Source organism: Sutcliffiella cohnii, from assembly GCF_002250055.1.
GTDB lineage: Bacteria > Bacillota > Bacilli > Bacillales > Bacillaceae_I > Sutcliffiella > Sutcliffiella cohnii.
The window spans coordinates 4,750,598-4,762,500 of sequence record NZ_CP018866.1 but is presented as its reverse complement, the minus strand read 5'-3'; the positions used below and the strand labels follow the sequence as shown (position 1 = coordinate 4,762,500).

Genomic DNA, 11,903 nt, shown 5'->3' with positions numbered 1-11,903 from the left:
TTACTGATAATATTTCTAATATTTCTCCATTAATAAATAAATCTTGATGTTCATTCCACCTAACAACAAATCCTACAATTACAGTAGAAACTGCTCCAATTAATAAAGTGGTTAGGAACAAACGTACCCAATTTCGACTATTCACTTTCAGTTCCTCCAAGAAAAGATTAAAATTCCTCCCTTGATTGTATCAACTGGTAATTGAAAAATCCACCTTCTCGCAATTTCAAATTTGTATATTTCGTAAAAATTTACCCATATTAAATATAGCTAATACATTTATGAAAGGAGCTGTCTTCTTTGAAAAGGCTGCTTTTATTGCTCCTATTAACAATATTTTTCCCTATAAGCATGGTCGGCTGTGCACCAAATGACCAAGGTGGTGGGCAGGCTGATTACGATCAAACAAAAAAGATGGTTGTCGATATTCTAAAAACTGATGAAGGTAAAAAGGCTATTCAGGAAGTATTACAAGATGAAGAATTAAAGCAAGAACTAGTATTAGATCAGCAAATTGTAAGCCAATCTATCGAACAAACTTTAACAAGTGAAAACGGTGCAAAATTTTGGACGAAAATTTTCCAAGACCCTAAGTTTGCTGAGTCTTTTTCTAAAAGTATGGAAAAAGAGCATGAACAGTTAATAAAAGACTTAATGAAAGACCCAGAATACCAAGGTTTAATGATGCAAATTTTACAAGACCCGGAAATGCAACAGCAATATATAAAAATAATGAGTAGTAAAGAAATGCGTAGCCATTTACAACAAGTAATAACAGAAACGTTTGAAAGTCCTCTATTCAAAGCAAAAATACAGGAAATATTATTAAAAGGTGCAGAAGAAATGCAAGGTGGTCAGCAAGGTCAAGGTGGAGAACAACAGCAAGGTGGCGGTGGCCAAGGAGAAAGTGGCGGTGGTGGAGGAGGAGGTTAATCTTCCTCGCAAAAAGTGGTAAAAGAGGAACCGTCCATGACGATTCCTCTTTTATATTTATGCTAGTTCTACTACTTTCTGGGCAATATCTAAATAAATTTTCCCTAAACGATGGTCATCCTGATATACAGAAGGCGCAAAATCTTCATCATCCCAATCAGGCTGCTGCAAAGGAAGTTGTCCAAGTAAAGGTGCCTGTAGTTCTTCAGACAGCTTTTCACCGCCACCTTTTCCAAACACATATTCCTTCTCTCCTGTAACTTTGCTTTCAAAGTATGACATGTTTTCAATAACACCGATTACTTGATGGTCTGTTTTGATAGCCATTGCACCCGCTCTAGCCGCAACGAAAGCAGCAGTTGGATGAGGGGTTGTTACGATAATTTCTTTACAGGATGGCAACATAGAGTGCACATCCAGTGCTACATCACCAGTCCCTGGAGGTAAGTCTAACAACAAGTAATCTAACTCTCCCCATTCTACTTCTGTAAAAAAGTTATTTAACATTTTTCCTAACATCGGGCCTCTCCAAATTACAGGAGAGTTGTCTTCTACAAAAAAGCCCATCGAAATAACGCTCACTCCTTTTCTTTCTACCGGAATGATTCGTTCTCCTCTTATTACAGGTCGTTTTGTAATTCCCATCATATCAGGAACACTAAATCCATAAATGTCTGCATCAATAAGCCCTACTTTTTTGCCAAGACGAGCTAACGCAATTGCTAAGTTAACAGATACCGTTGATTTACCGACTCCACCTTTACCACTCGCTATAGCAATGAATGTTGTTTTATTATTATTTAATAAGTTTGTTGTATTTTCTGTTGCCACTCCAAATTGAGCTAACGTTTCTTCTGGTAACTCGGAAAAACGAATCCCAACAGTCGTTGCCCCAGCGGATTTAAGTCCATCTACAATCATTGTTTGAAGCTGCATTTGCTCAGGAGTACCAGTTTTTGCGATTGCTACTTTTACACTCACATGATTTTTTTCCTCTTTTATTGAAATGTCCTCAATTGCGTTCAATTCTACTAGAGATTTATGTAAAAAAGGATCTTGAAGATTACCAAGTACTTCAATAACTTTGTCTTTTGTTATCACGTTGACCCCACCCTTATGTATTTTGAATTCGTTTACAATATTAGTATAACATATCGTTATTCTTTTGGAGAATAAAGAAACTCACACTTTCAAAGTATGATTTTATATAAAACAAATATAAGCCCGCTATTTAAGCGAGCTTGATTTTTACTATTCTGGTGCTTCTACTTCATTCGTATAATGGCGCATAATTCCGTTATAAATAGATGCCGCTAACGCTTTTTGATATTCTTCAGATCGTAATAGTTCTCGCTCGCTAGGATTGGATAAAAAACCAACTTCCACTAATGCACCTGGTATATTCGCATGCTTTAATAAATAAATTCCATTTATGGATTTTGCACTTCTATTTGTGTTTTCTAAGTTTTTTCTGAATTCGTCTTGAACAAATTTGGCAAGACGTTGGTTTTCTTCTATTGATCGATAATAAAATGTCTGGGCCCCCCGCCATTTTGGTGAAGGAATGGCATTAAGATGTATACTTAAAAAGAGATCCGCATCCGAATGGTTAATCATTTCCACTCTTTTTCGTAAGTCTTCCGCTTTTCTTCTACTATAGCCCCTTGTACCTTCACTTGCTAGGTCTACATCCTCTTCCCTTGTCATCATGACTAATGCACCTTGTTCTTGTAAATAATCTTTTAAATATAAGGATACTTGGAGAGCAACGTCTTTTTCTAAAATATCTCCCCCTACCGCTCCACCGTCAGGGCCACCATGTCCAGGGTCTAAAATTATAATTTTCCCGGACAAAGGTAAATTCCATTGCTCCCACGTATCTTTGTTAAAAAATTGAAATTGAACGATATATATCAACAAAAGAGCTCCGGTAAGAAAAGCCCAAAACTGCCATTTTCTCATACATTCCCCTCCCGCATGTCCTCCTTACACTATATGGGACAAGGGGGGAGTTTATGATTATTAATGTAGTCTCATACGATATCTTTTTATGCTTTTTTCAAAACCATCTCTCCACCAATATAAAATAAACGATTCACATTTATAATAAAACGATTCGCATTCCATATCACTTTCACAAAATACTCCCCAATATAGAAAATAATCGTATAAAGTATCAATTAAATATTTCTCTTCTCTATAGCATCTTGTTCGCACCTTTTCTTCATTCTCTCCTTGGTAACCAAACTTTCCATATGAGGCGCCTAACAAATACGCTTCAATTGCTACATCAAGACAACCTTCTTCCACCGCTTCGATAGGACGCCCATTCATCTTTAGTTGTGGTCCAAAAAACTCTCTTACCTTGTTTCTCAAGAGCTCTACTGAGATTTCACGAAGCATTTTCCGCTCATATTTCTGTTGCTTTTCTCTTCGCTTCTCTTTAAAGGTTGTGACTACATTCATTTTTCTCACCCTTTCATACAAATAGTGTTTAACCTGTAAACACACCTCATGCGTAGAAAGAATGAGTACGTTTTTCCAAGAAAGGAAATGTCCTTAGATTATATAAAATGACTTATTTATGCATTCTTGCTTTTTCCCAACGCTTAAATAAAGGGGGATCTAATTTTTCTAGTTGTTGTAAAAAAACTGTTAGATACCCCAATTTTTTTAATCCTCTATAAAGGTGAATAGGATAATCTGTTTTATATCTAAAAGCACTAACATGATCTATAACTTTGATATTTTGGTCATCCTTTACAAAAATATGCCTTAATCGAGCATCAATTCTATTGAACTTTATATGTTCTAAATCCTTCAGCATTAATACTAATTCTTTAGCAAGTTCTTTACTTAATACTTTTCTTTGCTTCAAATATACATCCAACGGTTTTCCTTCTATATATTCCATTACATTATAGTTTTGCCCTGTTTTATATAATTTAGGAAGATAGTTAGTTCCTGCTCCATGTTTTAATGCCTTCGCTTCTTCCCTAGCATCCCCACGCTTCTTATATATTTTAATACATGTGTCATGAGATAACTTGTACACTTTTCCTTCACTACCAGCACCTATACATTCGTTATTTTCCTTTATATAATCGATATTTACCTCTATAAATAAACCCTCCTTTTTATGCCAAAATATTTGATATATATTATGTAATTTATTGTAAATAAGTTCTCCTTATCTCCTACGCACTAATACAATTTTATTTCCTATAAAAGCCTTTTTTACTTTTCTATTCAACAATATTCACTTAGGTATTTATACAACATATAATAAAAAGCTCGCTATTAAAGCGAGCTTCCTATAAAATCTATCCATTACTGCAACTTCTTTCGTATGATGTTATTTTTGAGAGATTCTACCTTGCTTTCTAGTGAACACACTTTAATCCAATAACCTATTGATTTCCTTTCTTAACCCACTCCGCAACGGTAACCGTCCGTTTCGCCTGGTGTTTTACTGCCACTTGAACATCTTCAATCATTTTCCCATCTTGCCCAACTGTAACACTTGTCCCATATGGATTTCCACCTGCCCCAAAAAGAACTGGGTCTGTATATCCTGGAGCTGCAATAATAGCACCCCAATGCATCATAGAAGTGTACAATGAAAGTATAGTCGCTTCTTGTCCACCGTGTGGATTTTGTGCTGAAGTCATCGCACTAACAACCTTATTTACCGTTTTACCGCTAGCCCATAGTCCACCTAAAGTATCAATGAATTGCTTCATTTGAGACGGCATATTTCCAAAACGTGTCGGCACACTAAAGATAATTGCATCTGCCCATTCAATGTCATCAGCTGAGGCAACTGGAACGTCTTTCGTAGCTTCAACAGTCGATTTCCAAACTTCATTACCTTCAATGACTGATTGTGGTGCTAATTCTTGTACTTTTAATACTTTAACTTCAGCACCTGCTTCTTTCGCTCCTTCTTCTGCCCATTTTGCTAACTGATAATTAGTTCCGCCCATACTGTAGAATACAACCGCTAATTTTGCATTTGACATATTTTCTATCTCCTTTTACTCTCAAGTTTTATATTGTAGCCCAATTATCTTATTCCCATAATGAAGAAAGTTTATTATTATTTCTATCAAGCTTTGAGGATTTCATACTTTTTTATAGAAACAAAAAGGGTACCTCATTATAATTGAGATACCCTCTGAATGTATTGCCACCTTTTTAAGAAAAAAGCACGACGATCGCTTTTAAGGCCGTATTTCTTACGCTTCTTTATGTGTGCATATTATATGGAGAAAAGCGATGTTGCCCCTTTACCGTATACTTTTTATTTGCTCTTATAACCTTTAGGAAAGCGTGAAAACCACTTCCAAGCAGTTTCAATCATATCCTCCAATGAGTACTTTGGCTCCCACCCTAATTCTTTAGAAATCTTTTCTGAAGAGGAGATCAATTTGCTAGGGTCACCTTTTCGCTTTTGCTTATATAGTATAGTTGCTTCCTTACCGGTAACTTTTTCACACTTATTAATCACTTCTTTTACAGTAAACCCTTCTTCATTACCGACATTGTAAATTTTATTTATTGCCTTCTCTTTTTTTAGGCCTTCAAGTGCTAATATATGTGCATTCACTAAATCAGTAACATGGATATAATCACGAATACACGTACCGTCCACCGTATCATAATCATCGCCAAAAACACTAATATGTTCTGATCTGCCAAGTAAGTGAAAGAGTATATTTGGAATCAAATGTGTTTCAGGTTGATGGTCTTCACCAATTCTTCCAAAGTGATCTGCCCCAGCTGCGTTAAAATAGCGTAAAATTATATAGTTTAATCTATAAGCAATAGAAAAATCTTTAATAATTTGCTCAATCATTAATTTTGAATGACCGTAAGGATTAATTGGGGCTGTTAAAGTTGATTCATTTATTTTTTCTATATTAGGATTTCCATAAACTGCACAAGTTGAGGAAAAGATTAAGTTGGTAATCTGGTGCTTTCTCATCATTTTAAGTAATGATATCGTACCCGCTACATTATTTTCATAGTACTTCAAAGGTTCTGTTATTGATTCTCCAACATAACAATTGGCAGCAAAATGAATGACATTCGATATTGAATAATTTTCAAATATATTTGTTAATAAGTTTGTATCTTTCATATCACCTTTTGTAAAAATGGCTCTCTTATCAACGGCTTCAATATGTCCCGTAGAAAGATTATCTAATACAACCACATCATATTTATGATCAAGTAAACTTTTGACTGTATGACTACCAATATACCCTGCTCCACCTACTACCAATATCATATTTTCCCTCCACATTTAAAACTTTTATTCCATTATATTCATTTATCATTTTAATTAATGACTGCATTTACCCCGTGTCAAAGATATACGGAACTCATACATTATCTTAAGCAATAAATCGAGGGGAGAGTTTCTATGTTAGTTTCCATCGTTATGGCAGTTCATAATGGAGAACAGTATTTGAAAGATGCGATTGTAGGAATTTTGGAACAAACCTATAGTAATATCGAAGTTATTATTGTTAATGATGGCTCATCTGACAAAACAAAGGAAATTTTAGATAGAATAACTGATAAGCGAGTTCACGTTTTACATTTAAGAAGAAACAAAGGAGCAGCTATTGCACTTAATCTTGGAATTGATCATGCAAAAGGGAAATGGATTGCTATTCATGATGCTGATGATATCAGCTATCCTGAGCGAATTGAAGAACAAGTCAAACATATTAAAAATAATAAAAATTTAGTAGCGGTAGGTACATTTATAGAATGTATGGACAAAAAAAACAGAACACTACCACAAAATTTGGGTCGAAACAAATTTACGAGTCATAAAGAAATTCGTTCCTTACTCTATACGGGTTGTCCACTAACCCACGGTTCGGTAACGTTCCTAAAGTCAGCTTTTTATGAAGCTGGGAAATATAATCCTATGTATAAAATTGCATATGACTATGAATTATGGTGCCGTCTTATTAACATAGGGACAATTGAAAATATTCCAAAGGTTTTATATAAGTATAGAATTTATAAAGAATCTTTATCTCACAAAAACGACGAACTTACTTCTATAGAATTATTCACTTCTTTTTCAAAATTTCTATTAACGAATAATTTTTCTCATAAGAGTAAAAAGCCAACCTTTGTTTTAGTTGGAACGATAAATGGGTGTAATAAATTTATTCAAGCTACAAAAAAAAATGTAAGGGTTAGAAAAACGATTCCAATTAAAACAAAAAAGGCAAGCTCTGAAATTATTAACTATATTCAAAGCAAAGATATAGACGGAGTGATCGTACTAGGAAGGCCAAGAGATAAGAAAGACTTATTAAACGATTTAATAAATGCTGGTATGAAAAAAAATAAAAATTTATTTGATCTTTGGAGTGGAATATAACAATAAATTAAATTCCTTAAAAACTAGCAAGGGTGTCTAAAAGTTGACAGAAGCTTGAGTCACCCCTTTATTTTTGAAATCAAATTGGTTTAATACAATACAGCCATCAATCACAATGACTACTATTACACTTTAATAATTACTAAATCTACTTCTTGAGTTTTTCTATAAAAAACCTCCATAGCAAGGACCATGGTGTGACAAAATTATATACTCTTTTATTTAATAAAAAAGACTCTTTCCACCGAAGTGAAAAGAGTCTTGAAACGTAAATATATTAACGTTTTGAGAACTGAGGCGCGCGACGTGCACCTTTAAGACCGTATTTTTTACGCTCTTTCATACGTGCGTCACGAGTTAATAGACCTGCGCTTTTTAAAGTTGCGCGGTACTCAGGATCTGCTTGTAATAGTGCACGTGCGATACCGTGACGGATAGCACCAGCTTGACCAGTGTAACCTCCACCGTTTACGTTTACTAATACATCATAGTTTCCTACAGTTTCAGTAGCAGTTAATGGTTGCTTTACAACGTTACGTAAAGCTTCGAATGGAATATAGTTTTCAATGTCACGGTCGTTGATTACGATACGTCCGTTACCAGGTACTAAACGTACGCGAGCAACAGAGCTTTTACGACGACCAGTTCCGTAATATTGTACTTGTGCCAAAGTAATACCCTCCCTTTTTTATTATCCGCGAAGTTCGTAAACTTCCGGTTGTTGTGCTTGGTGTGGATGTTCGTTACCAGCATAAACGTGTAACTTTTTGAACATTTGACGTCCAAGACTTCCTTTTGGAAGCATTCCACGGATAGCAAGCTCTAACATTCTTTCAGAGTAGTTTGTACGCATTTCTAGAGCAGTTCTAGATTTTAAACCACCTGGATGTTGACTATGACGGTAATAAATTTTATCAGTTAATTTTTTACCAGTTAATTCGATTTTAGATGCATTAATTAGAATTACATGATCTCCAGTGTCTACGTTTGGAGTATATGTTGGTTTATGTTTACCACGTAAGATGGACGCTACTTCACTAGAAAGACGACCTAAAGTTTTACCTTCAGCGTCAATCACGTACCATTTACGATTTACTTCGCTAGCTTTCGCCATGTAAGTTGTACGCATTGTTTTCCCTCCTAAAAAAATAAAAACTTTTACTCTTATATTATTTCAACACGATGAAACTCTTCCGGGGCTTTATCGTGGGGCTGAAATACATACCATAGGATATCTTATAACTTTCTGGCTCTAATGTCAAGAAAATGTTACACCAGGATTAGTTGTCATTGTAAACAACATTCCATAAGTATAAACCATGCGCAGGTGCTGTTTTACCAGCCTGTTCACGATTTCCCTCTTTTAGAATAGTTGTTAGATTATTAGCATTTATTTTACCTCTTCCAACATCTAACAATGTACCTACAATGATTCGAACCATATTATATAAAAATCCATTGCCTACTACACGAAAAACAAGAACATTTTCTTCTTCATAAATGTCTAGTTCATAAATCGTCCGAACTTTATCTTCTATTTCTGTCTTACTAGAACAAAAACTAGTAAAATCGTGAGTTCCAATTAAATATTGTTTAGCCACTTCCATCGAAGCAATATTTAATTTAAACGGATAGAAATATGTGTAGTGACGTTGAAAAACATCTTGCCGCTCCCCAATCCATACTTTGTATCGATACTCTTTTTGAACTACAGAAAAACGAGCATGAAACGATGAAGGAACCTCTTCTACCGAGAGAATTCGAATATCTGCTGGTAGCTTCGTATGCATAGCATATGGCCATTTTTCAGGTGGTATGTGTAGATTCGTATCAAAATGAATTACTTGACCAGCAGCATGCACTCCCGCGTCTGTTCTCCCGGATGCATACACTTTTACTTTTGATCCTTTATGAAGCTGATTCAAAGCACTTTGGAGCTCTCCTTGAACAGTTCTTCCATTCGGTTGGATTTGATAACCTTCGAAATTTGTACCGTCGTATGCGATTGTTGACTTTAACCTTTTCATATTCATACTCCCATTATGTCCGAATAAAGATAAGGATAATCGTCAGAACTACTAATCCTATTAACATAACAGTGTCTTTTCCACCCCAATGTAACAATCGATATTTCGTTCTACCTTCCCCACCTTGATAGCCTCGTGCCTCCATCGCAATTGCTAGCTCCTCAGCACGCTTAAATGAACTAATAAATAGCGGGACAAGGAGCGGAACTAACGCCTTTACACGATCCTTTATAGGGCCTGAGGAAAAGTCGACACCTCTAGCACTTTGCGCCTTCATGATCTTGTCCGTTTCTTGTAGTAACGTTGGAATGAATCGTAAGGAAATTGACATCATTAACGAAAGTTCATGAACTGGTACTTTCCACTTTTTTAATGGCCCAAATAATGTTTCCATCCCATCCGTCACTTCAATTGGAGTCGTCGTTAACGTCAAAATCGTCGTAATAGTAATTAAATAAAGAAATCGTAAAGAAATAAAAATAGCTTGTCTAATTCCTTCTTCATAAATAGAAAGTGGCCCAATTTGGAATAAGAGCTCTCCACCTCTTGTTAAAAAAATATGGAAGACCATCGTAAACAATATAATCCATATTATCGGCTTTAGTCCTTTTAATATAAATGTGATCGGAATTTTTGTAAGTGCCGTAACGAATAAAACATACAGACCTAATATAAGATATGCCCACGTATTATTAGCAAGAAATACGATAAAAACAAATAAAAAAACTAGTATTAGTTTAGCTCTAGGATCCATTCGATGAACAAATGAGTCTTTAGGAACATATCTGCCAATAATTAGGTTATTTAACATCTGTATCCCCCTCTTTCAAAAGAGATACAACTATTTCTGTAGCATCACTTAATGTTAAAGCAACTTTTCCTGATTGCTTATTCAGCCTACTTTCTAACTCTTTTATAAAGCGAACGGTTTCTGGAACATCTAAGCCAAGCTGTTGCAACGTTTCATATTGCTCAAATATTTCTATCGGACTTCCTTGTAAAGCGATAGTCCCTTTACTCATTACGATAATTTGATCAGCATATTTTGCTGCATCTTCCATACTGTGTGTAACTAAAATGGTTGTCATCTCTTTTTGTTTATGCAATGAGTAAAATAAGTCCATTATCTCTTCTCGGCCTCTTGGATCAAGTCCTGCTGTTGGCTCGTCTAAAACTAATATTTCAGGCTCCATTGCTAAAACACCCGCAATTGCCACCCTTCTCATTTGACCACCACTTAAATCAAAAGGAGAAACTTCTAAATATTTTTCATCAAGCCCAACTAATCGAAGTGCTTCTCTAGCTTTTCTTTTCGCTTCTTTCTCTGATACACCAAAATTCATAGGACCGAAACAAATATCTTTTTCTACTGTTTCTTCAAAAAGCTGATGTTCTGGAAACTGAAAAACAATTCCAACTTTTTTCCTTAATGATTTAATTTTTTTTTCTTTTTCATTTGCGCTGATTTTATATTCTCCAATATGCAGAGAACCACTAGTCGGTTTTAATAAGGCGTTTAAATGCTGTAGTAATGTCGATTTCCCAGAACCAGTATGCCCGATAATTGCAGTATAACTATTAGAGAGGATCGTTGTATTTATATGATATAGAGCCCTTCGTTCAAAAGGGGTGTTTTTTTGATACGCATGTTCTAAATCCCTTATCGTAATTTCCATAGCTCTTCTATCAACCCTTCACTACTAATTACATCCCCGATACGTATGCCATGCTTTTCAAGCTTATCTCTAAGTTTCACAGCAAAAGGCAAATCTAACCCAATGTCCTTTAGTTGTTGCCCTAAACGAAAAATATCTTTAGGTGTTCCTTCTGCAAACACTTTTCCTTCATTTAACACATAAACACGATCAGCTAAGGCAGCTTCTTCTAAATCATGTGTAATGGATAATACAGTAATACCTAACTCATCCTTCAAACTTCGAAGCGTATTTATTACCTCTATTCTTCCCTGTGGGTCCAACATACTCGTAGCTTCGTCCAAAATAATGATAGAAGGCTGTAGTGCAATAATACCCGCTATCGCTACTCGTTGCTTCTGTCCTCCTGATAACTGATGAGGCTCCTGGTCAAAATACTGTTCCATCCCCACTTTATTAATGGCATGATGTACTCTAGTGACCATTTCATTACGAGGCACACCTAAATTTTCCAATCCAAATGCAACATCATCTTGAACAGTAGTCCCTACGAATTGATTATCCGGATTTTGAAAGACCATGCCAACTTTTTTCCTTATTTGCCATACTGTCTCTTCGGTTAATTCAATAGCATCAATAAAAACAGATCCAGATGTAGGCATTTGTAAACCGTTTAATATTTTTGCAAAAGTAGATTTTCCAGAACCGTTATGACCAACAATCGCAATCCATTCTCCACGTTCTATTTGCAAAGATAATTCGTGTATAGTTTGCTCTTCCTGGTTTGGATATTGAAATGAAAGATTTTCAACCGTTAAAATAGGATCTTTCATGATACCCCCTCCTCTCTGCTCTTCTATCTCATCTTAGTATACTTTC

The 11,903-nt window shown here is 35.3% G+C and carries 15 protein-coding genes (1 of these 15 cut by a window edge); 2 read left to right on the top strand and 13 right to left on the bottom strand.

Annotated features, from left to right (window positions below):
* Positions 1-145, bottom strand: the start of a protein-coding gene (locus BC6307_RS23905; protein WP_066414140.1) for a KinB-signaling pathway activation protein. 458 nt of this gene lie to the left of the window's left edge; only the first 145 of its 603 coding nucleotides appear in the window; it begins with the start codon at positions 143-145; the stop codon falls past the left edge of the window.
* Positions 146-300: 155 nt separating this feature from the next.
* Here BC6307_RS23905 and gerD point away from each other — a divergent pair, with 155 nt between their 5' ends.
* Positions 301-933: a spore germination lipoprotein GerD gene (gene gerD, locus BC6307_RS23900; protein WP_268874262.1), complete on the top strand. Its 633-nt coding sequence runs from the start codon at positions 301-303 to the stop codon at positions 931-933.
* Between the two features lie 57 nt (positions 934-990).
* Here the strand turns inward: gerD and BC6307_RS23895 are convergent, their stop codons facing one another.
* The 6 genes from BC6307_RS23895 to galE form a co-directional block, all read right to left on the bottom strand.
* A complete protein-coding gene (locus tag BC6307_RS23895; RefSeq protein ID WP_066414138.1) occupies positions 991-2,034 on the bottom strand; it encodes an Mrp/NBP35 family ATP-binding protein in 1,044 nt (347 codons plus the stop codon).
* A 150-nt stretch (positions 2,035-2,184) separates the two neighbouring features.
* Positions 2,185-2,895, bottom strand: a complete 711-nt coding sequence (gene cwlD / locus BC6307_RS23890) for an N-acetylmuramoyl-L-alanine amidase CwlD (RefSeq protein WP_066414136.1) — start codon at positions 2,893-2,895, stop codon at positions 2,185-2,187.
* A 60-nt stretch (positions 2,896-2,955) separates the two neighbouring features.
* On the bottom strand, positions 2,956-3,399 hold the full coding sequence (locus BC6307_RS23885; protein ID WP_066414133.1) for a DUF2521 family protein: 444 nt from the start codon (positions 3,397-3,399) through the stop codon (positions 2,956-2,958).
* Positions 3,400-3,511: 112 nt separating this feature from the next.
* On the bottom strand, positions 3,512-3,988 hold the full coding sequence (locus BC6307_RS23880) for an AarF/UbiB family protein (RefSeq protein WP_066414130.1): 477 nt from the start codon (positions 3,986-3,988) through the stop codon (positions 3,512-3,514).
* A gap of 355 nt (positions 3,989-4,343) precedes the next feature.
* Positions 4,344-4,955: an NAD(P)H:quinone oxidoreductase gene (wrbA, locus tag BC6307_RS23875; protein ID WP_066414128.1), complete on the bottom strand. Its 612-nt coding sequence runs from the start codon at positions 4,953-4,955 to the stop codon at positions 4,344-4,346.
* A gap of 281 nt (positions 4,956-5,236) precedes the next feature.
* Positions 5,237-6,226 (bottom strand): UDP-glucose 4-epimerase GalE, encoded by a 990-nt coding sequence (gene galE, locus BC6307_RS23870; protein ID WP_066414126.1) that lies wholly within the window; start codon positions 6,224-6,226, stop codon positions 5,237-5,239.
* Positions 6,227-6,361: 135 nt separating this feature from the next.
* Between galE and BC6307_RS23865 the strand changes: the two genes are divergently transcribed.
* Positions 6,362-7,342 (top strand): glycosyltransferase family 2 protein, encoded by a 981-nt coding sequence (locus BC6307_RS23865; RefSeq protein WP_066414124.1) that lies wholly within the window; start codon positions 6,362-6,364, stop codon positions 7,340-7,342.
* 277 nt (positions 7,343-7,619) lie between these two features.
* Here the strand turns inward: BC6307_RS23865 and rpsI are convergent, their stop codons facing one another.
* The 6 genes from rpsI to BC6307_RS23835 form a co-directional block, all read right to left on the bottom strand.
* Entirely contained in the window at positions 7,620-8,012 is a 393-nt protein-coding gene (gene rpsI / locus BC6307_RS23860) for a 30S ribosomal protein S9 (protein ID WP_066414122.1), read from the bottom strand.
* Positions 8,013-8,033: 21 nt separating this feature from the next.
* Entirely contained in the window at positions 8,034-8,471 is a 438-nt protein-coding gene (gene rplM / locus BC6307_RS23855) for a 50S ribosomal protein L13 (RefSeq protein WP_066414119.1), read from the bottom strand.
* Between the two features lie 151 nt (positions 8,472-8,622).
* The gene (truA, locus tag BC6307_RS23850) at positions 8,623-9,369 is read right to left on the bottom strand and encodes a tRNA pseudouridine(38-40) synthase TruA (protein WP_066414118.1); all 747 of its coding nucleotides are present in this window, start codon (positions 9,367-9,369) and stop codon (positions 8,623-8,625) included.
* A 13-nt stretch (positions 9,370-9,382) separates the two neighbouring features.
* Positions 9,383-10,180 carry an energy-coupling factor transporter transmembrane component T family protein gene (locus tag BC6307_RS23845; protein ID WP_066414117.1) on the bottom strand — a complete coding sequence of 266 codons (798 nt, stop codon included), beginning with the start codon at positions 10,178-10,180 and terminating at the stop codon, positions 9,383-9,385.
* Entirely contained in the window at positions 10,170-11,045 is an 876-nt protein-coding gene (locus tag BC6307_RS23840; RefSeq protein ID WP_066414115.1) for an energy-coupling factor ABC transporter ATP-binding protein, read from the bottom strand. The genes BC6307_RS23845 and BC6307_RS23840 overlap by 11 nt, the downstream gene beginning before the upstream one ends.
* Complete coding sequence (locus BC6307_RS23835; protein WP_066414112.1) at positions 11,030-11,857, bottom strand: energy-coupling factor ABC transporter ATP-binding protein; 828 nt, start codon at positions 11,855-11,857, stop codon at positions 11,030-11,032. The genes BC6307_RS23840 and BC6307_RS23835 overlap by 16 nt, the downstream gene beginning before the upstream one ends.
* Between the last annotated feature and the right edge of the window lie 46 nt (positions 11,858-11,903).